This window comes from Natrinema salinisoli (assembly GCF_020405205.1).
GTDB lineage: Archaea > Halobacteriota > Halobacteria > Halobacteriales > Natrialbaceae > Natrinema > Natrinema salinisoli.
This window is the reverse complement of sequence record NZ_CP084469.1, coordinates 1,974,890-1,996,742: the sequence shown is the minus strand read 5'-3', so window position 1 is coordinate 1,996,742 and position 21,853 is coordinate 1,974,890. Positions and strand designations below refer to the sequence as shown.

Genomic DNA, 21,853 nt, shown 5'->3' with positions numbered 1-21,853 from the left:
GTCGGAGACGGTAACCCCTTTCCTACTGGGCTCGAACGAACAGCCATGGAATACGTCCCTCGAGAGCGCGTGCGCCTTCTCACCGGCATCTTGAGCGTCGTCTCGCTGGCGGTCGTCTTCGCGGCCGCAGGCGGCCGCATTCCCTCCTCGAGCGTGCCGGCGGCTCCGGCGTGGGTCATCGAGACGATCCCGCTCGTCAACGCCGTGATCAGCGCGGTCGCGATCGGGACGATCGCGGTCGGCTGGCGGGCGATCCGTCGCGGTCGGATCGAGCGACATCGCGTCGCGATGGTCGCCTCGTTCGGGCTGTTCGTCGCCTTTCTCGCGCTCTACCTCTACCGGCTGACGGTGACCGGCGGTCCGCAGCCGTTCCCCGGTCCCGACGCGATCTACCAGTTCGTCTACCTGCCGCTATTGGCGATTCACATCCTCCTCGCGATGGTCTGTATCCCGCTGCTCTACTACGTCCTCTTGCTCGCGCTCTCCCGTCCAATCGCGGAGCTCCCGCGGACGAGTCACGCTCGCGTGGGCCGAGTCGCGGCGACGCTGTGGCTCGTCTCGTTCTCGCTCGGGATCGTCGTCTTCACGCTGCTGCACGTCGTCTATTGATCGATCGCGACCGGAAACGGTCGCTCGTTCGGTACGGCCGGCCGTTCTCGAAAACGGGTCAGTCCAGAATGTCGCCGATGCGGCGGGGCTCGCCCTGCAGGTTCGGCTGTTCGGCGACGATCTGGAGGACTTCGTGGTCGGTCACGTCGTAGTAGGACTTCTCCGTGGCTTCCTCGATGAGCTCCTGCTCGAGGCGGAACTCGGTGCCTTCGTAGACGACGTCGACGCCCTTGTCGTCGAATGCGAGCGTAGTCATAGATTGTCGTATGCAGCGGGGGTGTAAAAGCGGGCCGACTGTGATCGACGCTCGAAGCCCGGCGAGGACTCGAGGAGACAGACGGACGTCAGACGGACGACAGACGACGCGCGAGGTTTATTAGGTGGTACCCCCTTTGGATGCGAGTGTGGCCTTCAGTAGGGATCCCCTCGACGAACTCGTCGTTCCCGACGGAACGGAAGCCCAGGAACGCGACCTCGTGACCGACGGGGACGTCCTCGTGGGCGGTCGATCGACCGTCGAGTTCGGGGTCCGCGGCCGAAACGTGCTGGCCGGGGAGTCGGCCGAGTTCGGCGGTGCGATCGAGGCGGACGGCGACTGTCGGCTCGACATGTGGTGTGACGTGGCCGAGAACGTGCTGGTCGGCGAGGACGCCTATATCGGCGAACGCGTCCACATCGGCGGCAGGCTGAAAGTCGCCGGCGATCTCGACATCGGCGACGACGTCGAGATCGAAGAGGGGTTCGAAGCCAACGGCTGGATCGTCATCCGGAACCCGATGCCAACGATCGTCTTCCTGTTCGTCTACCTCAAACACCTCCTCCTGGTCGGCGACGAAGACGCGGCGCAGCGATTGATCTCCGAACTCGTCGACGAAGAGGACAGTGAACCCGACGCGGAACCGCTCGTGATCCCCCGGAACGCGACCGTCGGCGACGACGCCTGGCGCGTCTCGACGCCCGCGACGATCGGCGACGACTGCCGGCTCCACGGCAACGTCCGCGCCGAGACGATCGACGTCGGCGCGGACTGCAACATCTTCGGCAGCCTCCGGGCCCGCGGCGACGTCACCGTCGGTGACGGGACTCGTATCCACGGCGACGTGACCACCCGCGAGGGCGACGTCGTCATCGAGGGCGACGCCCGCGTCCTCGGGGACGTCTCCTGTGGCGACCTCGATCTCGGGCCCGACGCCGAGGTCGACGGGACGATCCGAGCCGACGGCGAGATCACGATGCGGACGACCGAACGCGAGCGCGAGTAACGTCCGTTCGAGTCCGTTTTTGACCGTTCGAGTCGCTCGGCTTCTCTCTCGAGCGTGTCGACCCCGTTCCGTGAGCGCGTACCGATCCCTCCCCGCGATCGTCACGAGACGATCGGTTGTATCGAGTCTCTGCCCTCCGGTTTCAGCGCTCTTGTCACCGCTACCGACAGAATCTGTCGGTGATTTTGACCCCTATTCTTAACACTGATACCATGATACAGTGCCACCGTATGTCAAAAGTAGGCACACTACGTCGACGGAGGGATCCATGCGCTCGATCGTACTGACCAAAGGCGTCCCGGATTTCTCGGAGGGGGCCGTCTCGTTCGACGAGGACGGTCACCTCGAGCGGGGGAAGACGCCGACGGTGATGAACCCGAACGACGAGTTCGCACTGCAGGCGGCGCTTCAGACGAAGATTCGCCACGGCGGCCACGTCACCGGGATGAGCATGGGACCGCCGGGGTACGCCGACGTGTTGCAGGACGCGATGGCGTCGGTCTACACCGACGACAGCTACCTGCTGTCGGATCGCGAACTCGCCGCCTCCGACACGTGGGCGACGGCGATCACGCTCAGCGCGGGCCTCGAGAAGTACGACGAGGAGGTCGCGGACGTCGATATCGTGTTCGCGGGATTCAAAACCGCGGACGGAGAGACCGGGCAGACCGGGCCGCAGACGTGCTGGGCACTGGACTGGCCGATCGTCACCCACGTTATCGCACTCGACATCGATCCCGACGAGCGGATCCTGCGAGCGAAGCGACTCGTGGAGGGCGACGTCGACGAGGTCGAGACGGTCGAAGCGCCCTTGCCCTGTTTCGTCGTCACCGACCCGGAGTTCGAGCCGACCTATCGGACGGCCTCGCATCGGCTGACGCACAAAGAGTTGCGGGCGAAAACCGAGGAGCGGGCCGCCGAGCACGACGACCACCTGACGACGTGGGATCACACCGACCTGAACCTCGATCCCGACTACATCGGGCTCGACGGCTCGCCCACGATCGTCTCCTCGGTCGATCCGATCCCCAAGGCGTCCTCCGACCGGGAGGCGACGATGATCGATCCCGAGGACGGCATGGGCGACGTCCTCGAGGAAATACAACCGTACGCCGCGGAGGCGGGTGAGTGAAATGACGACGAACGACGATTCCGAAACCGACCCGGACGAGGCCGAATCGGACGACGGTGAAATGAACGAGACCGAACCGGACGACGGACTCTCCCATCCCACCCGCGACAAGAAGCACGTCCGGGCGCTCACGGACGGCGACTACGCGGACATGTGGGTCTTCTGTGAGACGCAGGGCGGTGAGTTGCTCGAGGTCTCGAAAGAGATGCTCGGCAAGGCCCGGGAGCTGATGGACGGGTTCGAAGACGACTACGGCGACGAGGAGGACGTCGTCGCCTTCCTGATGGGCGACGACTGCGAGGGCCTCGCCGAGGAGTGTATCGCCTACGGGGCCGACGTCGCCGTCTATCACGACGACGAGCGCCTCGAGCGGTTCCTGCACAAACCCTACACCGAGATCGCGGCCCACATAGCTCGCGGCGAGGGAACTGTCGAAAGCACCGACTGGCGAGAGTACGATAAACCGCGGTACATCCTGTTCCCGGCGACGAACAACGGCCGCGATCTCTCCGCGAAGGTGCAGGCCGAACTCGACTCCGGGCTGGCCTCGGACTGTTCCGACCTCTTCATCGAGGAAAACGAGGTGTCGAACCCCGTCAAGACCGGCGAACCCGGCGTCAAGAAGACCGTCGAGAAAGTCCTGCACATGAAGCGGCCCGACTTCTCGGGGTTCGAGTACTCGACGATCCTCTGTCTCGACAACCCGGACCGGGACTTCCACCCGCAGGGGGCGTCGGTCATTCCGGGGAGCTTCGAACCGCTGGAGCCGGATTACGACCGGGAGGGACTGGTCGTCGAACACGAGATGGATCTCCCCGACGACTGGTTCCGCGTCGAGATCAGCGACTACGACCGGCTCGAGGCAGGGATCGATCTCACCGGGCACGACGTGATCGTCTGTCTCGGTCGCGGGATCGCCGACGATCCGACCGCGGGCATGGAACTGGGCCTCGACCTCGTGGACGCGTTCGAGGACGCCGAACTCGGCATCACGCGCGGAATTGTCACTTCCTCCTACCAGTTCGAGGGTCACGTCGAGGCGTACTCGAAGGAGGAACGCCAGATCGGCGAGACCGGCCAGGTCGTCGCGCCCGATATCTACATCGCGGCCGGCGTCTCGGGTGCCGTCCAGCACAAGGTCGGGATGGACGAGTCTGACACGGTCGTCGCGATCAACACCGATACCGACGCCCGGATCAGGGACTTCAGCGACTATTTCATCGAGGGCGATCTCTTCGAGGTTCTGCCGCGTCTCACGACGGCCGTCGAAGCCGGTGAGACGTCCCTCGAGGCCGAGGCCGTCGCCGACGGGGGTGAGGACGATGACTGACGACTACGAACACTACGAGGCCGTCGTCGTCGGCTGTGGCCCCGGCGGAGCCGCGGCGGCGGCGCGGCTTGCCGATCACGGCGTCGAGACGCTGGTCCTCGAGCGCGGCACCGAAGCGGGCTCGAAGAACGTCTCCGGCGGGCTGCTCTACGCCGAGGACTCCGCCCCGTACACGCTCGAGGACCTCTTCGACGGCGTCCGCGAGGAAGCGACGGAGCGCCCCGTGACGGACTACTACATCCACAACGTGGCCGGAAATTCGGTCAAGACCTACGACCTGGGCGACCTCCACGAGCACGACACCGAGTGGTGTGACGCCGTGCTCCGCCGAGAGATGGACTCGTGGCTCGAGCGGCGAGTCCACGAGAAGACCAGCGAGACTGGCGGCGGGGTGCTGACGAACGTCCGAGTGAACGGCCTGCTCAGAGAGGACGGGGAGATCGTCGGCGTGACCTGCGACGAACTCGACCCTATCACGGCCGACCTGATCGTCGCGGCCGACGGCGTCAACTCCGAGCTCGCTCGCGACGCCGGACTGATGGACTGGGAAGAGCCCGACGAGTGGTTCCAGGGCGTCAAGGCCGTCGTGGACATGGATCCGGACGCGATCGACGACCGGTTCGACATCGACCCGGACGAGGGCGCTGCACACCTGTTCTCGGGCGATCTCTTCGAGGACGTCCGCGGCGGCGGCTTCCTGTATACCAACGAGGACTCGCTCTCGATCGGGACGGTCTTCCACCTCGACAGCCTCGTCGAGCAGGAGGCCGAACCGCACGAACTGCTCGACGCGCTGCTGACCCATCCGCTGCTCGCGGGCTGGTTCAAAAACGAGTACCGCGAGCGCGAGTACGCGGCGAAGCTCGTTCCCGACTCGAAGAAGGTCGCTCATCGCGAACCGTACCGAGACCGGCTCGTCCTCGTCGGCGACGCCGCCGGCCAGATGCAGGCACAGGGGCCGATCATCAAGGGGATGAACCACGCCGTCACCGCCGGCGCGCTCGCGGCCGACGCGTTCGCGGTGACCCGCGGCAACACCGATCCCGAGGCCGCCGGCCGCCGCTACACGAAGCTGCTCGAGGACTCCGGCACGATGGACAAACTCCGTCCTCGTCGATACGAACTCACCCGGACCGTCGGCGAGCACGACGCCGTGACGAACGCGGTCGAGCGGGTCCTCGATTCGCGGCTCGGATCGCTCGCGGTCGGCAACCCGATCGCGGACCGGCTGCTCCAGCGGGCGTACAACTCGCCGTTCCTGGTGTCGATGCTGCCCGACACGAAGACCGGCTACGTCTCCCTGCCGACGTTGATCGCCGAGGAGCACGGGAAGACCGTTTACTGGGAGAACGAGATCGAACCGCCGACCCTCGCGGAGCGCATCGGCGACCTCACGTACGACACCGACGTGGGGAATCCGCACATCGAACTCAGGGACGCGTCCGCCGCCGCGAGCGGGGCGGCCGTCAGTGCGTGCCCGGTCAGTGCGCGGGACTTCGGCGGTGGCTGCTACCGTTCGGAGGCGGTCAAGACCAACGGTACCGAAGAGACGCTCGTCAGCCTCGACACCCAGCCCTGCGTCGAGTGTGGGACCTGTGCGGTCGTCGCCGACACCGAGTGGGAACACCCTCGGGGCGGCAAGGGCGTCGAGTACCGCGAGGGGTGACATGAGCCGGTACAGCCCCCGAATCGCCGCCCTCGCTCGCCGCGCCGAGCGCGAGCGAGCCGCGCTCGAAACCGCCGGCCGGTCGGATGACGAGACGAATGTTCCCGCCACCCCCGACGAGGCGGACGCGTACCTCCGGGACGGGGCGGGCCAGGCCGTGGGGCTCTACGTCGACGCTCGGACCGGCGGTCGCTTGGTTCCGTTTACCGACGCCGAATTCGCCGCCCTCGAGAACGCGATGAATCACTGGCTCGAGTGTTACGCGGTCTGTCACGGCGTCGATATCGAGGCGGAATTCACCGTTCGCGAGGCGGCGGAGCTGTTACTCGAGACGCGAAACATCGTCGACACCGCCCAACTGCTGACGTGTGTCCCCGAGCGCGAATCGGCGACCGCGGCAGTGGACGAGTGACGGCTCGGGCTCCGAAGCTGCCCGGCGACGAGGATCCGGAACTGAATATCGGGATACACGCGACGCAGACCGACCCGTACTTGACTGCCACGCAGGTGACGGGTATGTGGCTATTCCTGTTGGGCACAAAGTCAACCTGATGGCACGAGACGATCGGTTATCCCGACGGAGAATGCTTCAGGTGACAGGTGCCGCGGCATCAACAGCGTTCATCGCAGGCTGCGGTGGTGGCGGTGGTAACGGTGGTAACGGCGGTAACGGCGGTAACGGTGGTAACGGAAACGAGAGCGGTAACGGCGGCGGCAACGGCGACGCTGGCAGTGGCGTCGAAATCGAACCCGGTACGACGATCGAGTTCAGCGGCCAGACCAGCCACTGGGAAGGCCTCGCGCCGTCCGATATCGAGGGGATGGAGAACCCGACGCTCATCCTGCAAGAGGGTGAGGACTACACGATCGGCTGGACGGAAGGCAACGGCCAGCCCCACAACATAGAGATCCGCAACGAGAACGACGAAGTAATCGACGACCTCCAGACTGAAGTGGTCTCCGAGCCCGACGACAGCCAGATGCTGGACATTACGGTGAGCAGCGAAATGGCCGAGTACGTCTGCCAGCCGCACGCGTCCCAGATGCGCGGCGAGTTCCAGGTCGAAGGCGGTAGCGGTGGCGGTGGCAACGAGACCGAGGGTAACGAGACCGGTAACGAAACCGGCAACGAAACTGGCAACGAAACCGGCAACGAGACAGGCAACGAAACCGAGAACGAGAGTGAAAACGAAACGACCGGGTAACTGTCTTTCGCGACTGCCGGTGCACAGCCTTCGAGACGGGACGTATCAGTAGATGAGCTCGTCGTCGTTCTCGACCATGTAGAGCGTCCGCGCAGCGATGTTGACCGTGTGATCGCCGACGCGCTCGAGGTCGCGGATCGTCAACAGGAGCCGCGAGACGTCCTGCAGGATCTGTTCGACCTCGTCGGCCGACTCGAGTTCGCGCTCGATGAGGTCCCGGACGACGATCTCGCTCGCCCGTTCGGCGAACTGGTCGAGTTCGTCGTCGCGGGCAGCTAATTCCCGACAGCTGTCGGTGTTCTCGGTGTCGTAGGCGATCATCGCGTCCTCGAGCATGTCCAGCGTCAGCTCCCCCATCTCCTGGACGTCGACGTCCGGGAACAGGTCGCGTTCGGCGTCGAGCGTGTACTCGCCGAGGTTGGTCGCGAGGTCGGCGATCCGCTCGAGGTCGGTGATGATCTTGAACGACGCCGCGATGAATCGCAGGTCGCTCGCGACCGGCTGCTGGAGGGCGAGCAGATCGATACAGTCCTGCTCGAGGTCGAGATACATTCGGTTGATCTCGCCGTCGCCCTCGATCACTTCGCGGGCGAGTTCGTCGTCTTTCTGCTCGAGTGCGTCGAGTCCCATCCGAAGCCGTTCCATGACGACCTCGCTCATGTAGAGAACGTCCTCACGGACTTCCGTGAGCTTGTCCTGATACGATTGTCTGGCCATACTGTTGAAAGCTCGCTCGTCCCTGATAAAGACTGCGTGCGAACCCCTCTCTCGCCGCCTACGGCGTGAGATGCACCGTCGCGAGTCGATCGACGAGGACGGTTACCGAAACCGCTCGAGTGCGGTTTTCGGAGACCGCGGGTATCCCCGCGGCCCGAAATCGTATTTCATACCGAACAGACCGCCCAGAAGGACGGTTACCGCGAAGATCGACGTCAGCATGTTCAAGAGTAACCAATCGATCGACAGCCCGTACAGGGTGGCGTCGAGAGGGGCGAACAGTCGAACACCACCGCTCAGGAGATCCATCAGGATGTGGGAACCGAACCCGACGGCGGCGGCTCGCCAGGGACCGAATACCGAGAGCAGACCGACCACGACGACGCCAGCCAAAAGCGAGTGTGTCAGCGCCCGGTGACTCCACAGGATGCCCGTTTCGTACCCGAAATCCGCCAGTAGCGGAAACAGTACGATATCGATATCGGGAAAAGCGGCCGCGAGCGCCGTGACGAGGTACGGCTCGGGCCGGTTCGACCGGAACAGTAGCAACACCAGTGCCAGACTGAAAAGAATGTGCACCCCGTCGGCGACCATCGTCTTTCAATACATGATGCGTCGAATAATGAATCATATGGTCGATAAATCATACTATAACACTTTCTGTACCGTCTCTCACGGCTACGCGGTTTAATAGTAGGAAGATATGTACGGCAACCGAACGCGACGGTATATCAATCCGACCGACCAGCAACGCGACGGGACGCGACGATTCGCATCACCCGAACTTGCCGGTAATGTAGTCCTCGACGCGGTCGTGCTCGGGATTCTCGAAGATCTTGTTGGTGTCGTCGAACTCGACGAGTTCCCCGCCGGTCAGGAAGACCGCGGTCTTGTCCGAGATCCGGGCCGCCTGCTGCATGTTGTGCGTGACGATGATGACCGTATACTCCTCGGCGAGGTCCTCGATGAGGTCCTCGATCTTCGAGGTCGCGACCGGGTCCAGCGCGGAGGCCGGCTCGTCCATCAAGATTACGTCCGGATCAGGCGCGATCGCTCGCGCGATACAGAGCCGCTGTTGTTGGCCGCCCGAGAGGTCCAGCCCGCTCGAGTCGAGTTGATCTTTGACTTCGTCCCAGAGCGCGGCTCGACGGAGCGCGTTTTCGACGATTTCGTCGTAATCGCCCTCGGTTCCCTGAACCTCCAGCCCGTAGGTGACGTTGTTGTAGATGCTCTTCGGGAACGGGTTCGGTGCCTGAAACACCATGCCGATCTTTCGTCGGAGGACGACCGGATCGACGTCGTCGTCGTAGACGTTCTTTCCTTCGAAGAGGAGTTCGCCTTCGACCCGCGCGGCGTCGACGAGATCGTTCATCCGATTGATACACCGCAGGAAGGTCGATTTCCCACAGCCGGACGGACCGATAATCGCCGTCACTTTCTCGGCCGGGATTTCGATGTCGATCGATTGTAGCGCCTGTTCGTCGTCGTAGAACACGTCGAGGTCTCGTGATTCGATCACTGCTCGAGTTGCGTCGCCGGACGAACTCGTACGACCGTCGACGTCGATCGACGAATCGACGAGCGGTTCGGTCGTTGGATCGGATCCCTCGAGGTCGTTACTTGCGAGGCTCTCGCGCCCCCCGTCGGTCGCTTGGGTGTCAGTACCGCTGTCCGAGTCGGTCATTGGATCTTGTGTCATGGGTCAGTCCCTGCGTTGATACTTGTTGCGGATGATGATGGCAGCGCCGTTCATCAGGAGGAGGACGACCAGTAACGTCATGACGCCGGCCGCGAGAACGCCGTGTTGGAACGCTGCGTCGATCTCGCTCGACCAGGTGTAGATTTGGCGGGGCATCGCGCTAAATTTGCTGGTGAACGAACTCGGGGCGATCCGAACGACCGCCGGTGCGCCGATGATGAGCAGCGGTGCCGTCTCACCGATCGCCCGTCCCATCGCGAGGATGTTGCCCGTCATGATCCCCGGGAGTGCCTCCGGCAGGACGACGTTGCGAGTCGTCTGCCACTTGGTCGCGCCCATTCCGTACGACGCCTGTCGCATCGAGTCGGGGACGGCGCGGATCGCTTCTTGCGAGGAGATGATGACGATCGGGAGGATAAGCAGTCCGACGGTAAATCCGCCGACGAGCGCGGTTCCGGACCCGAGTCCTCCTTGCCGAATGAACAGCGCGAGTCCGAGTACACCGTAGACGACCGACGGAACGCCGGCGAGATTTCCGATGTTAACTTCAATCAGGTCGACGATCCGGCCCAATCGTCCCCGATCAGGCGCGTACTCCTCGAGGTAGATAGCTGCACCGACGCCGACGGGGAACGCGGAGACGACGATGACCAGCAACATCATCACCGAGCCGACGAGCGGCGGATAGAAGCCTGCGTCTTCGGGCGTTCGCGACGGTGAGCTCGTGAGGAAACTCCAGTCGAGCCACAGATCGGGGCCGGCGAATCCGAACGCGTCTGTGAGGAAGATGCCGGCGGCGATTCCACCGGCGACGAGGACCGGGAACGCGAGTCCACTGGTGCCGGTCCCGCGGCGGACGACGCTCTCGACGTAGAGGGAGACGGGGACGACAGTGACGACGACCAGTAGCATCCAGACGAACGGACTGATGCCGACGACCGGGGCGACCCCCAGCCCGACCGCGGCAGTGAGCAGTGTCAGGGCCGCGGCGATCACTCCGGCACGTTCGTTCTCGCGCCGTCTCCAAACGAACCAACCGACGGCGAGCGCGACCGGCACGACGAACGAACCCAACAATGCGAGCGACTCGGTCGGCAGCATCGGAAATGAGAGGATGAGGTCGGGAATCAGATAGAGCGCGACGGCCGGAACCGCGACCAGAACGACGAGTCGCTCGAGGCTCGCCTCCGTTCGAACGCGGCTGTGAGCGTATACGACCGCGCCGGCGACGGTGAGCGCGACGATGATCGAAAGCCACTGATAGACGCTGACGATGTGTTCGAACGTGATGAATACGCCGCCGGTGAGCAGAAGCGAGACGACGGGTAGTCCGAGTGCGATAGCCGCGGTCTCACCGGCACGCGTATCGCGAGTATAGTAGTAGCTCGTTGCGCCGAGGATCGGAAGCAGGAGCGTCGCGGCGAAGGTGAGCAGCCAGCCGGTGTCGGCTGAGAGCGGTCTGAAAGCGTCGTTCGCGACGTACAGGAGGAGAACGAAGACGGAAAGCAAGGCAAGCAGGGTCGCCCCCAGACAGAGGGACTTGAACGCCTGACCGCGAAGGCGGCTAACCGCTTCGCCCGTTCCGTACCATTCGCTGGTGCGCTGGTCGGTCGCCATTATCGGTACACCTCCGTCGGTTCGTCAGTGGCGGTCATTGGTACTCCTCCTGATATCGTGCTGCGACGAAGTCGCTCGCGAGGTTCATGGCGAACGTGATCACGAACAGCGTCAGACCGAGTGCGAACATGCTCAGATACGTCGCTGAGCCGCCGGTCGCGTCGCTCGTCACGGCGTTTACCATTCCCGCCGTCATCGGCTGTCCCGAACTGAGCAGGTTGTTCAGCGGGTTCGAGAAGTCGAACATCCGCGGCCGTAGCCCGGCCGCCATGACGACGATCATAGTCTCGCCGATCGCCCGCGAGAGCGCGAGGATGAACGACGAGAAGATCCCTGAGACAGCCGCCGGAATCACGATCCCGGTCGACACCTCGTATTTCGTCGCACCCATGCCGTAGCCGGCCTGTCGGAGCGAATCGGGGACGGATGTCATCGCGTCCTCGGACAGCGACGACACCATCGGGATTATCATGATCCCGACCATAATCGACGCGCTCAACAGGTTGAACGTACCGACTGGGATCCCGATCGCCTGCAGTGCAGGGGTCAGATAGACAAGCGCGAGGTAACCGTAGACGACCGTCGGAATGCCCGCGAGAATTTCGAGAGACGGCTTCAGAACCGATCGCATGCGGTCGCTCGCGTACTCGCTGAGGTAGACGGCCGCTGCGACGCCGGTCGGAACGGCCACCATCGCCGAGACGACGGTGATTATCAGCGTTGCAGTCACGAGCGGCCAGACGCCGAAGTTCCCCCCGTCCCCGCGGACGAACCACTCAGTTTCGGTGAAGAACTCCGCAGGCGGGACCATACTGAAGAACGTGAGCGCGTCCCTCGCGAGCGTGTAAATGATCGCGACAGTCACGAAGACCGTCAGCGCGGCACAGGCGAACAGTAGCCACTTGTAAATGCGCTCTTTGACGACTTGACCCGACGATGACCGCGTCAGGTCGATATCTATCGATCGCTCACTCATTGACGGGGGGTAGTTGGGTGACCATCGTGAATGGTTCGGTTCGACCTGATCAGTTCGCCGCGTTCTCTAGCTTCTCGAGATTCTCCTCGACTTGCTCGTCGTTCGCCGGGACGTACCCAACGTCGGTGATGGTATCGGTCGACGACTGCTCGATGTAGAACTCGACGAAGTCGTAGACCGGCTCCCGGTCGAGGGACTCCTCACTGACGTATATGTACAGCGGCCGTGCCATCGGATACGTGCCATCGCTGGCCGCGTCCAGACTCGGCTCGGTACACTCGTCGTCTTCGCTTTCCTTGATCTCGAGCGCCTTCAGTTCGTCCTCGTTCTCTCGGTAGTACGCGTAGCCGAAGTAGCCGATCGCGTTCTCGCTCGAGGATATTCCCTGGACGAGTTCGTTGTCGTTTTCGGTCTTTTCGTACTGGGTGACGTGGCTCCCGCTGTCGCCGATCACGTTGTTCCTGAACCAGTCGAACGTGCCGGACGTCGAGGGTGGGCCGTAGCGTTCGATCTCCTCGTCGGGCCAGTCGGAGTTGACATCGGACCACGTTTCCGCGCCGTCTTCGGACCAGATCTGAGCGAGTTCGTCGTAGGTGACGCAATCGACCGGCGAATCGTTGTGGACGGCCATGGTGACTGCGTCGGCACCGATCTGGAACTCGATCGGTTCGACGCCGTTTTCGTTACAGGTATCAACTTCTTCGTCCTGGATCGGTCGCGATGCACCGTTGATGTCCGAATCGCCGGGACAGAAGTTGTTACTGAATCCGCCACCGGTTCCGGTCGAGTCGGTGGTGACGTTCACGCCGTCGTTCTCGTCCATGAACGCCTCGGCGAGCGTGTCGGAAACCGGGAACACAGTGCTGCTCCCCGTGACGATGACGCGCTCGTTGCCACCGCCGTTGCCACCAGTGTTTTCGGTACAACCGGCCAGCGAGAGAGCGCTCACTGTCCCCGTCGCTGCCAGGAACTTCCGTCGAGAAACTGAGCGAGCCGAGCGGTCCATCTGGGTATCAGTCATCACGTGAAAGTTCGTCCGTATATAGAAATACGATGCTATGTTAGCTATATAGATCTACATACTCGTGGTTGTGGATGTATTCTCATTCAACAATTCTCAAATGAGGTGTATTAGGTCCTATAGGCACTGAAAAGCGGATTTGTACGAAACGAACAGAATCGTCCACTCGGCGCATGGGTGACTGTAGTCGAATGGGACTATAGATTTCCCAGAACTATAGTGGTCTACTCTCGAATTCGAAAGTCGACGCCGGCAGTACAAAGACGTTCCGACATGGGTGCGACGGACCCGCCACACGCAGTCAGGTCGGTGCCGATACGTTCCGAACCCGCGGCAATTCGTGCAGCTTCGAGCGTGCACCACCGTCCAGAGTTCGTTGGGCTCGAGAGCGCGCTCGATCTCGCTCGGTCCGGAGACGACTCGTAACGCTCCGGAACCAGCGATAGACGGATCGTCTCCCGGACGGTAACGGGGAACGACCGAATCCGTACTCGAGCGAGACGATCACTCGCCGCTACCGAACTCGTCGAACAGCGCGACCACTCGCCGTTCGATCTCGTCGCGGATCTCGCGGACGCGCTCGGGGTCGCGACCGTCGGGGTCGTCGAGCCCCCAGTCGCGAACGTCGACGTCGCTCCCGACCTCGCCGACCTCGAGCGTCGAACAGCCCATCGTCGCGACGTAGTCGCACGACCGGAGGTCCTCGAGCGTGATCTCTCGCGGCGTTCGATCGGAGAGATCGAATCCGGCGTCGGCCATGGCGTCGATCACTTCCTCGTGGACGCTGTCGGCCGGATGCGTTCCGCCGGTCAGGAGTTCGACCTCGTCGGCGAGTCCCCGGCGTTCGCGTTCGCGCTCTGCGAACGCCGTAGACATCTGGGAGCGCCCCGCGTTCTGGACGCACATGAAGGCGATGCGAATCGGGTCGGTGGAATCGGTGTCTGTGGTGGACATGGGTTCGTGTATTGATCGATAGGTCGTGTGTGGATTAGTCGTTCGCGTTCGGTTCGCGGGCGGGCGCGCCGGCGTAATCGGTTTCGTCACCGTCCAGTCGTCCCACTAAAGTCAACGGAGCAACTCCTCGCTGCTCTCGAGAGCGTACAGCGTCCGGGCGGCCACGTTCACCGCGTGGTCGCCGACCCGCTCGAGGTCGCGCGCGATCACGAACGTTCGGGAGACGTCCGCGATTAGGTCCGCGACCGGCGGCTCCTCAGTTTTGCGCCGGACTCGCTGTTCTCCGGGCCTCCCGCCCCCGACGTGCAACTCGATAAGGGTCCGGACGACACGTTCCGCGACCTCGGCACAGCGGGCGTCGAGCTCGCCGTCGCGGTCGGCCACCGCGAAACAGGCCTCGGCGTCGTCCGTGACGAACGCCTCGAGCGCGCGCTCGATCTGTTCGAGCGCGAGCGCGGCGATCCGCTCGAAATCGACGTCGGGGAGCGGCGAGGCGGAGCCGGTCGAATCCAGCGTGTACTCGGCCAGGTTCGTCGCGAGATCTCCGATCCGCTCGAGGTCGGTGACGATCTTGAACGCGGCCACGACGAACCGGAGGTCGGCGGCGACCGGCTGGTGTAACGCGATCAGGTCGAGACACTCGCGTTCGATCTCGAGACAGCGGTCGTTGACCGTGACGTCGGTCTCGACGACGTCGCGTGCGAGCGTGCGATCGTCGGTAAAGAGGGCAGTAACGGCATCGTCGAGTTGCCCACAGATGCGATCGCCCATCGCGACGACCGTGTCACGAAGCCGCTCGAGGCGTTTCCGGTAGTCCTCGTGAGGCATTACCCGAACTTGCCGGTAATGTAGTCCTCGACCCGCTGGCTCCGCGGGTTCTCGAACACCTGATCGGTGTCGCCGTACTCGACGAGTTCGCCGCCGGTGAGGAAGACGGCAGTCTGGTCGGAGATACGGGCGGCCTGTTGCATATTGTGCGTGACGATGACCACCGTGTACTCCTCGGCGAGCTCCTCGATGAGGTCCTCGATCTTCGCGGTGGCGATCGGGTCGAGCGCCGAGGCCGGTTCGTCCATCAGAATGACCTCGGGGTCGACGGCGAGACAGCGCGCGATACAGAGCCGCTGTTGCTGGCCGCCCGAGAGCCCGAGCGCATTGTCCTCGAGACGGCCCTCGACCTCACTCCAGAGGGCCGCATCGCGCAAGCACCGCTCTACCAGTTCGTTCTCCTTTTCCGTCTCTTCCCGACCGAGTAGTCTCGGGACGAGGCCACGGTCGAGATCACCGTGCTTCCGCGGGGCGTAGGCGACGTTGTCGCGTATCGATTTCGGGAACGGATTCGGATGCTGGAATACCATGCCGATCCGTTTTCGAAGTTCGACGAGGTTCGTCCCGTCGGCGTAGATATCCTGTCCGTTGAACGCGACGGAGCCCTCGATACGGCAGCTCTTGATTCGGTCGTTCATCCGATTGAGACACCGGAGGAACGTGGATTTGCCACACCCCGAAGGCCCGATAAGCGCCGTGACGCTCTGTTCGGGAATGTCGATCGAGATGTCTTTCAACGCGTGATCGTCGTCGTACCAGACGTTCAGGTCATCGACCGAGAGTACAGGATCGCCGGCGAACGAGTAGTCTCGCCACGCTGCGTTCGTCCGTTCGTGGCTCTCTCCGGTAGTCGTTTCAGTACTCGACATCGCTCCGTCTGAATCGGTTCGGTCCGCTGTCGTGGTGTTCATACTGGATTCCGTCATTGGTGTAATTTCCTCCTGAAGTACCGCCGGCTGGCGATCCCCATCGCGAAGAACGCGAGGACGACCCCCAGCAGGACGAGCGTCGTGCCCCAGCCGAAGGATTCCTCAGCGCCGACACCGGCGGTAATGATCGCGTACAGCTGATAGGGAAGGGCGCTCGCCCGCTCGAGCAGTGCGGGGTTCGAGACCTGAACGAACGGTGGTCGCAGCCCGAAATCGACCGTGAAGCTCGAGAGAACGCCGGGTCCCGAATTCGGGAAGTTCGGTCCGTTGAGAACGAGCAGGAGGGGGGCCGTTTCGCCCGCGATTCGACCGACACCGAGGATAACCCCGGTAATAACGCCGGGCATCGCCGCGGGGATGACGACGCTGCGGATCGTATCCCACTTCGAAACGCCGAGCGCTGCGCTCGCGTCTCGGTAGTCGTCGGGGACGCTCTTCATCGCCTCCCGACTCGTGATGAGGACGAGCGGGAGCAACATGAACCCCAGAACCAACTGGGCCGCGAATATCGAGGGGCTGCCACCGAACCGCGGAACCAGGAAGGCGAGCCCGAAGAGTCCGAAGACGATGCTCGGCGTGCTCCAGAGTCCGTTGGTAGCGACGTCGACTGCCCGAGTGAACGCGCTGTCGTCGGCGTATTCGGTGAGATAGACGGCAGCACCGACGGCCAGGGGGACGGCGAACGCGACGGCACCGAGAACGATCCAGATCGTCCCGAGCATCGCCGGCATCACGCCCTTCTGGATGCCGAGGCCCTGGGACGGGTTCATCACGAACGGCCAGTCGATCGACCCGCTGGCGAGAATGTCGACTGGTCCGAGGACGACGGAATACCCCGTGATCGTGACGTGGAGACAGATACCGAGGAACGCCAACAGTGCGACGGTCACAGTCCGTGACAGCGGTGGCAGCCACGTCGGAACGGTGAGCGTGTCGGACAGGGAAGCGACCCGACTCATCAGGAGTACTCCCACCGCGATTACGCCCATCGAGATGGCGAGTGTCGGGACGATCGCAACGCCCGCGACGGCGAGCTCGGACCACATCGCTACCTCGAGGAACAGGGTTCCAGCCAGCAGTCCAGTGCCGAACCGGAGGCCCCGATTCACTCGTCGACCCGCTTCGGTGTCGGGAGCCCACGTCGCGTCCGACTGTCGGAGAACACCGACAAGGACGATACCGACGACTAGGCCCGGGATCGCACCGATGGAGGTGGTCGGCTCGATCGTGACCGCATAGCCCGAGATGGGCCGATTCACGCCGATCACGTAGGCGAGGGCGCTGCCGACGAGAGCGATGACGATCGCTCCGGCCAGATGGACGAACGCGACGATCTTGTCGGTACCATCCGACGTAGCCGGCCGGACGGTACCGAACCTGACGAGCAGGACGAGCGCCGTTCCGAGGAGCACTAGTGCCGTCCCGGCGTCGATGGTGAGGTTCTCGAGGACGACGGTGATGCCCCGCTCGAACACGAACACGAGGAGGAACACGAGAACTGAGAGGACGAGCAACACGATCAGCGAGATCAAGAGGAACGCACCGTTCTGCCTGCCGCGCGTGCCGAACCTCTCGGAGGCCGACGCGCCGGCCCACCCGGCGAGGAGGCTGCTGAGCATCGTCAGCAACGGGATCACGATCGTCCCGGGAACGCTGGCGTCGAACGCCTCGGGTTCCCAGGTCCATGCCGGCGTAATCAGTCCGACCGAGAGCACGGCACCGACGAGACAGATGAACGCGGCGGCGGGGAGTGTCGCACCGACGTCTTCTCGAGCGCTGATCGTGAGGTAGCCGATAAATGCCCCGACGGGAACGGCGACGAGCCAGCCAATCTCACCGAGCCCGAGCGTGTGACTGGCGAGTAACCCAGCGGTGACCAGCCAGAGTCCCGTCTGGACGACGCCGACCGCGAGTCCCGGCGAGCGGTCGGGCGTCGTCCGCACGCCGCCCCATCGGGAGAGAACGCCCAGCGTTCCGGTCCCAGCGCCCAGCGCGAGCACGCCGCCGGCAATGGCGTTCGCTACCGGTACGTTTCCGACGTGACCGCTGACCGAAATCCAGCCGAACAGCGTTCCCGCCGCGAGAACGAAGGCCGCGAACGCACCGGCGACGACGGTCATCGCGAACCGCTCGTAGGTGGTACCCCCGTCGCTGACGAGCTGTGAGTGATAGGCGCCGCTCATTGTCCCTCCCGTAGCTTGCGGTGCATCCGCTGCTCGATGAGCTGTGAGACGATGCCCAGGCCCGTGACGGTTACCAGCAGGAAGACGCCGGCGGCGAACAGCGCACTCCAGAACAGCTGTCCGGGCGTCACGTGCCCGTAACTGGCAGCGATAAGGGTCGTCAACGTCTCCGTGCTATCACCCACGTTGTACAGTTTTGGTTCGGGTAATCGACGGCTGTGCGAGATCATGACGGTCGCGGCCATGGTTTCGCCGATTGCTCGACCGACTCCGAGGAGGACGGCCGCCGAGATGCTCGAAAACGCCGTCGGAATGGAGACGCTTTTCATCGTCTGCCAGTCCGTCACGCCCATCGCCACCGAGCCGTCCTTCATCGACTCGGGAACGGCTGAGAGGGCGTCCTCGGCCACGGAAACGACCGTCGGCAGCGCCATGAACCCGATGACCAGTCCGATTGCGGCCAACGCACCGGGGCTGACCGAGAAGACGTCGTTGATGTAGGGATTGATGACCGTGAAGCCGATGAATCCGTACACGATCGAGGGGATACCGGCCAAGAGTTCGACTGCCGGCTTGACGATTTCTCGGACCCAATCGGGAGCGATGTCGCTGATGAAGAGCGCGCCCGCGACACCGAACGGCGCCGCCACGAGGATCGCAACCGCCGTCGTGAGGGCGGTGCCCCAGATCATCGGGACGAGTGAGAACTGACCCTGAGAGGTGCTCCATTCGGTCGAACCGAACGGCCAGACGAGCCCGAAACCAGCGTGACGAAATACCGGTATCGACTCCAGGATCAGAAACACGGCGATGAGACCGAGCGTCAACAGTGTCGTCGCCGTCATCAGGAACGTCACCACCTTCGCTGTCAGCGCCTGGCGGGCGACCCAGCCGATGCCCACGACCAGCAGGAAACCGTAGAGGAGTGTTACAGTCCAGTCCGACTGCAGCAGGAAGCCGGCAAACGCCCCAGTGATTAACAGTATCTGCGCCGTCACGATGAGGAGACTCGGCCGATCCAAGTCAGCCACTGTTCGGACCATCGCGGTCGTCCGGCGCCGCAACGACGGGATTGCTTGCTGGATTCTTGTGTGAATATTGAACATGATGGGTGTAGAATCCTCTCGAGCACCCGATTAGCCCGCAAGGCAATCGGATGCTGAGGACAACAGGTTCGAAATTAGGCCTGGTCGGCGAGCTTCGCTCGCTCCTCCTCGAGGCGCTCTTGGGGGAGTTTGAAGTAGTTGTTCGGCGCGACGAACTTCTCCTGGCCGAAATCAGAGAGGATCATGTTGAGGAAGGCACTCTCGCGCTCGTCGGTGTCCTCCCAGGTGTAACAGTGGAGGTCACGGTTGAGCGGGTACTCCTTCGCGCCGAGGTTCTTCCCGTACTCGTAGACCGTCCCGTCCATATTCAGGCGGATGGGCGGCGTAGCACCGTCAGGCTCGACGAATGCCAGGGCGATGTACGCGATGGCGTTGTCGTTCTGTTCGACGATGGTCGCCACCTGCTGGTTCTGTCCCTTGCGGGTGTCGGGTTCGATCGGTGCATCGGGGTCGCCGAAGAGGTTGGCGCGGAACGCGGTGTCCGTCCCGGAGTCCTCCGCACGGCCAACGGCGTAGATCTCCTTGTCCGGGCCGCCGAGCTCGCTCCAGTTGGTGATCTCTTTCATGTAGATATCGCGGAGTTCCTCACCAGTGACCTCCTCGACGCCCGCATCGTAGATCTCGCGGCTCACGACGATAGGCTGCCCGTCGACGCCGACGACGTGGTCGACGATGTTCTCGAGTTCCTCGGCGTCCTCACCGAGGATGGACTCCGCAGTGGAGCTGGCGTCGCCGATATCGACGCGCTCGTTGATGACCCCTTCGACGCCCGTACCGGAGTGGCTGAGCGCGATCTGCGTCTGAAACGGCGGGACGCTGCGCTCCTCGGTGGGTTCGAATCCGTAGAGGCCGGCCCAGTAGTCGGCGAGGTTCCGGTCCGTGTCGATATCGTACTGACCGGGGCCCCAGTACTCTTCGTCGTCCGCCGGCGGGTTCCCGTTCCACAGTGACGAAGCACGGTTCGTAATCGGGTACACCGTCGAGGAGCCGTCGGCAGTCAGCGAAGACGGCTCCGAGCCCCCACTATTGCCGCTCGAGCTCGTATTCGTGTCTTCCGACCCTTGACTCGAACAGCCAGCGAGCGCCGCTGCACCGCTCGCACCCGAAGCCATCATGAATTTCCGCCGTGATACCAGCCCGGACAGACGCTCTGAGTCGTGTGCCATCACCTGAATACCCACGATCGCATACTAAAGCGGTTTATAATAGGGGTACAATCGAGTATGTTGCATCCGTACTGCACGGATCAGTAAATGGTCGTATTGATACGGTGATATAACTATATAGTTCTATACTATACAACCCATATCGACACGTCTGTACCGTGAATGTGGGTCCGAAAACCGACTCAAATCGCATCAATCTGGAGCCCATTCGGAATTATTCGCACTACTCTATAGACGCATCCATATTTATATTCGAGTAGTCGAAACCGGATCACATGGAGACGCGCAAGGTGCAGGTGACGGGTGGGTCGACGTACACCGTCTCGCTGCCGAAGACGTGGGCGACCGAAAACGACGTCAGCGCCGGTACGACCGTCGAATTCTATCCCGAGGACGACACCCTCCTCCTGACGCCCCAGAGCGAGACGAAACGACAGGAGGGCACCCTCGACATCTCGAACCTCGAGGACGAACGGCTGACGCGAGCGGTGATGACGATGTACGTCAGCGGCTTCGACATCATCCGACTCGAGGCGGGCCGGATCACGACCGACCAGCGCCGGGCGATCCGCGACGCGACGCAGGGACTGGTCGGCGTCGAGGTGCTCGAGGAGACGACCGACAGCGTCGTCATTCAGGATCTCCTCGATTCCTCGGAGCTGTCGATCGTCAACGCCGTCACGCGTATGCGGTTGATCGCCCAGTCGATGCTCGAGGACGCCGTCCGGGCGCTGATCGAGGACGACGACGACATCGCTCGCGACGTGATCGAGCGGGACGACGACGTCGACCGGCTCTGGCTGGTCGTCTCCCGGATCTTCCGGGCGACGCTCCGATCGCCCCGCGCCGCCGAAGAGCTCGGCGTCCCTCGGGAGGACTGTTTCGATTTCCACTCGAGCGCCCGGCAACTCGAGCGCGTCGCCGACCACGCGACCAAGATCAGCAACATCGCGCTGAAACTCGAGAAAATTCCCGAGCCCGTCGCCGAGGCGCTCGAGGAACTCCAGGCCGATGCCGCCACCGTCCTCGAGAAGTCGATGGACGCGTTGTTCGCCGAGGAACCGGATAAAGCGAACCGGCTCGGGCACGACGCCCACGAAGCCGTCCTCGAGATCGACGAGCACACGCGCCAGATCGACGATATGCTTCGGGACCTCGAGCCGGTGCAGGCCCAGTCGCTGGGGCTGATCGTCGACTCGCTGTCGCGGAGCGCGGACTACGGCGGCAACATCGCGGAGACGGCGCTGCAGAAGGCCGCACCGCGGCCCTGACTACCGATAGTACTGCCTATTCGTCTTGTTGTGTGAGGCTGGTTCTACTGGGACTGTGTGGGGCTGGTTCTACTGGGACTGTGTGGGGCTGGTTCTACTGGGACTGTGTGGGGCTGGTTCTACTGGGACTGTGTGGGGCGGAGTATCCTGCTATCATGGCAACAGGGAATTTCCACACCCTC

At 63.2% G+C, this 21,853-nt stretch carries 21 protein-coding genes; 8 read left to right on the top strand and 13 right to left on the bottom strand.

Annotated elements, in window-relative coordinates; genetic code table 11:
• The first annotated feature begins 45 nt into the window (after positions 1–45).
• Positions 46–609, top strand: coding sequence for a DUF420 domain-containing protein (locus LDB05_RS09820; protein ID WP_226007742.1), 564 nt, complete (start codon positions 46–48; stop codon positions 607–609).
• Between the two features lie 58 nt (positions 610–667).
• Here LDB05_RS09820 and LDB05_RS09815 read toward each other — a convergent pair whose 3' ends face one another.
• Complete coding sequence (locus LDB05_RS09815; protein ID WP_006431251.1) at positions 668–865, bottom strand: DUF5800 family protein; 198 nt, start codon at positions 863–865, stop codon at positions 668–670.
• 148 nt (positions 866–1,013) lie between these two features.
• Between LDB05_RS09815 and LDB05_RS09810 the strand changes: the two genes are divergently transcribed.
• The 6 genes from LDB05_RS09810 (at position 1,014) to LDB05_RS09785 (ending at position 7,204) form a co-directional block, all read left to right on the top strand.
• The gene (locus tag LDB05_RS09810) at positions 1,014–1,871 is read left to right on the top strand and encodes a polymer-forming cytoskeletal protein (protein ID WP_226007741.1); all 858 of its coding nucleotides are present in this window, start codon (positions 1,014–1,016) and stop codon (positions 1,869–1,871) included.
• A gap of 268 nt (positions 1,872–2,139) precedes the next feature.
• Positions 2,140–3,003, top strand: coding sequence for an electron transfer flavoprotein subunit beta/FixA family protein (locus LDB05_RS09805; RefSeq protein WP_226007740.1), 864 nt, complete (start codon positions 2,140–2,142; stop codon positions 3,001–3,003).
• A gap of 1 nt (position 3,004) precedes the next feature.
• Positions 3,005–4,333 carry an electron transfer flavoprotein subunit alpha/FixB family protein gene (locus LDB05_RS09800; RefSeq protein ID WP_226007739.1) on the top strand — a complete coding sequence of 443 codons (1,329 nt, stop codon included), beginning with the start codon at positions 3,005–3,007 and terminating at the stop codon, positions 4,331–4,333.
• Positions 4,326–5,999, top strand: a complete 1,674-nt coding sequence (locus LDB05_RS09795; protein WP_226007738.1) for an FAD-dependent monooxygenase — start codon at positions 4,326–4,328, stop codon at positions 5,997–5,999. Before LDB05_RS09800 ends, LDB05_RS09795 begins: the two co-directional genes overlap by 8 nt.
• 1 nt (position 6,000) lies before the next feature.
• Complete coding sequence (locus LDB05_RS09790) at positions 6,001–6,411, top strand: DUF8055 family protein (RefSeq protein WP_226007737.1); 411 nt, start codon at positions 6,001–6,003, stop codon at positions 6,409–6,411.
• A 172-nt stretch (positions 6,412–6,583) separates the two neighbouring features.
• Positions 6,584–7,204, top strand: coding sequence for a plastocyanin/azurin family copper-binding protein (locus LDB05_RS09785; protein ID WP_226007736.1), 621 nt, complete (start codon positions 6,584–6,586; stop codon positions 7,202–7,204).
• Between the two features lie 45 nt (positions 7,205–7,249).
• Here the strand turns inward: LDB05_RS09785 and phoU (LDB05_RS09780) are convergent, their stop codons facing one another.
• From phoU (LDB05_RS09780) to LDB05_RS09725, 12 genes are all read right to left on the bottom strand, one after another.
• Positions 7,250–7,921: a phosphate signaling complex protein PhoU gene (gene phoU / locus LDB05_RS09780; protein WP_226007735.1), complete on the bottom strand. Its 672-nt coding sequence runs from the start codon at positions 7,919–7,921 to the stop codon at positions 7,250–7,252.
• A gap of 102 nt (positions 7,922–8,023) precedes the next feature.
• Entirely contained in the window at positions 8,024–8,515 is a 492-nt protein-coding gene (locus LDB05_RS09775) for a metal-dependent hydrolase (protein WP_226007734.1), read from the bottom strand.
• 181 nt (positions 8,516–8,696) lie between these two features.
• Positions 8,697–9,620, bottom strand: a complete 924-nt coding sequence (gene pstB, locus LDB05_RS09770; protein WP_226007733.1) for a phosphate ABC transporter ATP-binding protein PstB — start codon at positions 9,618–9,620, stop codon at positions 8,697–8,699.
• Between the two features lie 3 nt (positions 9,621–9,623).
• Complete coding sequence (gene pstA / locus LDB05_RS09765; protein WP_226007732.1) at positions 9,624–11,237, bottom strand: phosphate ABC transporter permease PstA; 1,614 nt, start codon at positions 11,235–11,237, stop codon at positions 9,624–9,626.
• A gap of 34 nt (positions 11,238–11,271) precedes the next feature.
• Positions 11,272–12,213, bottom strand: a complete 942-nt coding sequence (gene pstC / locus LDB05_RS09760) for a phosphate ABC transporter permease subunit PstC (RefSeq protein WP_226007731.1) — start codon at positions 12,211–12,213, stop codon at positions 11,272–11,274.
• A 49-nt stretch (positions 12,214–12,262) separates the two neighbouring features.
• The gene (locus tag LDB05_RS09755; protein WP_226007730.1) at positions 12,263–13,234 is read right to left on the bottom strand and encodes a phosphate ABC transporter substrate-binding protein PstS family protein; all 972 of its coding nucleotides are present in this window, start codon (positions 13,232–13,234) and stop codon (positions 12,263–12,265) included.
• Positions 13,235–13,738: 504 nt separating this feature from the next.
• Positions 13,739–14,188 (bottom strand): low molecular weight phosphatase family protein, encoded by a 450-nt coding sequence (locus tag LDB05_RS09750; protein WP_226007729.1) that lies wholly within the window; start codon positions 14,186–14,188, stop codon positions 13,739–13,741.
• 111 nt (positions 14,189–14,299) lie between these two features.
• Complete coding sequence (gene phoU / locus LDB05_RS09745; RefSeq protein WP_226007728.1) at positions 14,300–15,016, bottom strand: phosphate signaling complex protein PhoU; 717 nt, start codon at positions 15,014–15,016, stop codon at positions 14,300–14,302.
• A complete protein-coding gene (gene pstB, locus LDB05_RS09740) occupies positions 15,016–15,927 on the bottom strand; it encodes a phosphate ABC transporter ATP-binding protein PstB (RefSeq protein ID WP_226007893.1) in 912 nt (303 codons plus the stop codon). The genes phoU (LDB05_RS09745) and pstB (LDB05_RS09740) overlap by 1 nt, the downstream gene beginning before the upstream one ends.
• Before the next feature lie 11 nt (positions 15,928–15,938).
• The gene (gene pstA / locus LDB05_RS09735) at positions 15,939–18,128 is read right to left on the bottom strand and encodes a phosphate ABC transporter permease PstA (RefSeq protein WP_226007727.1); all 2,190 of its coding nucleotides are present in this window, start codon (positions 18,126–18,128) and stop codon (positions 15,939–15,941) included.
• The gene (gene pstC / locus LDB05_RS09730) at positions 18,125–19,171 is read right to left on the bottom strand and encodes a phosphate ABC transporter permease subunit PstC (protein ID WP_226007726.1); all 1,047 of its coding nucleotides are present in this window, start codon (positions 19,169–19,171) and stop codon (positions 18,125–18,127) included. The genes pstA (LDB05_RS09735) and pstC (LDB05_RS09730) overlap by 4 nt, the downstream gene beginning before the upstream one ends.
• Before the next feature lie 137 nt (positions 19,172–19,308).
• Positions 19,309–20,400 (bottom strand): PstS family phosphate ABC transporter substrate-binding protein, encoded by a 1,092-nt coding sequence (locus tag LDB05_RS09725; protein ID WP_226007725.1) that lies wholly within the window; start codon positions 20,398–20,400, stop codon positions 19,309–19,311.
• A gap of 275 nt (positions 20,401–20,675) precedes the next feature.
• Here LDB05_RS09725 and LDB05_RS09720 point away from each other — a divergent pair, with 275 nt between their 5' ends.
• Positions 20,676–21,671, top strand: a complete 996-nt coding sequence (locus LDB05_RS09720) for a phosphate signaling complex PhoU family protein (RefSeq protein WP_226007724.1) — start codon at positions 20,676–20,678, stop codon at positions 21,669–21,671.
• The last annotated feature ends 182 nt before the right edge of the window (positions 21,672–21,853 follow it).

Excerpts from the sequence above, each read along its gene's own strand:
- LDB05_RS09820 (WP_226007742.1), top strand. The coding sequence starts at position 46 with ATGGAATACGTCCCTCGAGAGCGCGTGCGCCTTCTCACCGGCATCTTG.
- LDB05_RS09815 (WP_006431251.1), bottom strand. The coding sequence starts at position 865 with ATGACTACGCTCGCATTCGACGACAAGGGCGTCGACGTCGTCTACGAA.
- LDB05_RS09805 (WP_226007740.1), top strand. The coding sequence starts at position 2,140 with ATGCGCTCGATCGTACTGACCAAAGGCGTCCCGGATTTCTCGGAGGGG.
- LDB05_RS09800 (WP_226007739.1), top strand. The coding sequence starts at position 3,005 with ATGACGACGAACGACGATTCCGAAACCGACCCGGACGAGGCCGAATCG.
- LDB05_RS09795 (WP_226007738.1), top strand. The coding sequence starts at position 4,326 with ATGACTGACGACTACGAACACTACGAGGCCGTCGTCGTCGGCTGTGGC.
- LDB05_RS09790 (WP_226007737.1), top strand. The coding sequence starts at position 6,001 with ATGAGCCGGTACAGCCCCCGAATCGCCGCCCTCGCTCGCCGCGCCGAG.
- LDB05_RS09785 (WP_226007736.1), top strand. The coding sequence starts at position 6,584 with ATGCTTCAGGTGACAGGTGCCGCGGCATCAACAGCGTTCATCGCAGGC.
- phoU (WP_226007735.1), bottom strand. The coding sequence starts at position 7,921 with ATGGCCAGACAATCGTATCAGGACAAGCTCACGGAAGTCCGTGAGGAC.
- LDB05_RS09775 (WP_226007734.1), bottom strand. The coding sequence starts at position 8,515 with ATGGTCGCCGACGGGGTGCACATTCTTTTCAGTCTGGCACTGGTGTTG.
- pstB (WP_226007733.1), bottom strand. The coding sequence starts at position 9,620 with ATGACACAAGATCCAATGACCGACTCGGACAGCGGTACTGACACCCAA.
- pstA (WP_226007732.1), bottom strand. The coding sequence starts at position 11,237 with ATGGCGACCGACCAGCGCACCAGCGAATGGTACGGAACGGGCGAAGCG.
- pstC (WP_226007731.1), bottom strand. The coding sequence starts at position 12,213 with ATGAGTGAGCGATCGATAGATATCGACCTGACGCGGTCATCGTCGGGT.
- LDB05_RS09755 (WP_226007730.1), bottom strand. The coding sequence starts at position 13,234 with ATGACTGATACCCAGATGGACCGCTCGGCTCGCTCAGTTTCTCGACGG.
- LDB05_RS09750 (WP_226007729.1), bottom strand. The coding sequence starts at position 14,188 with ATGTCCACCACAGACACCGATTCCACCGACCCGATTCGCATCGCCTTC.
- phoU (WP_226007728.1), bottom strand. The coding sequence starts at position 15,016 with ATGCCTCACGAGGACTACCGGAAACGCCTCGAGCGGCTTCGTGACACG.
- pstB (WP_226007893.1), bottom strand. The coding sequence starts at position 15,927 with ATGAACACCACGACAGCGGACCGAACCGATTCAGACGGAGCGATGTCG.
- pstA (WP_226007727.1), bottom strand. The coding sequence starts at position 18,128 with ATGAGCGGCGCCTATCACTCACAGCTCGTCAGCGACGGGGGTACCACC.
- pstC (WP_226007726.1), bottom strand. The coding sequence starts at position 19,171 with ATGGTCCGAACAGTGGCTGACTTGGATCGGCCGAGTCTCCTCATCGTG.
- LDB05_RS09725 (WP_226007725.1), bottom strand. The coding sequence starts at position 20,400 with ATGGCACACGACTCAGAGCGTCTGTCCGGGCTGGTATCACGGCGGAAA.
- LDB05_RS09720 (WP_226007724.1), top strand. The coding sequence starts at position 20,676 with ATGGAGACGCGCAAGGTGCAGGTGACGGGTGGGTCGACGTACACCGTC.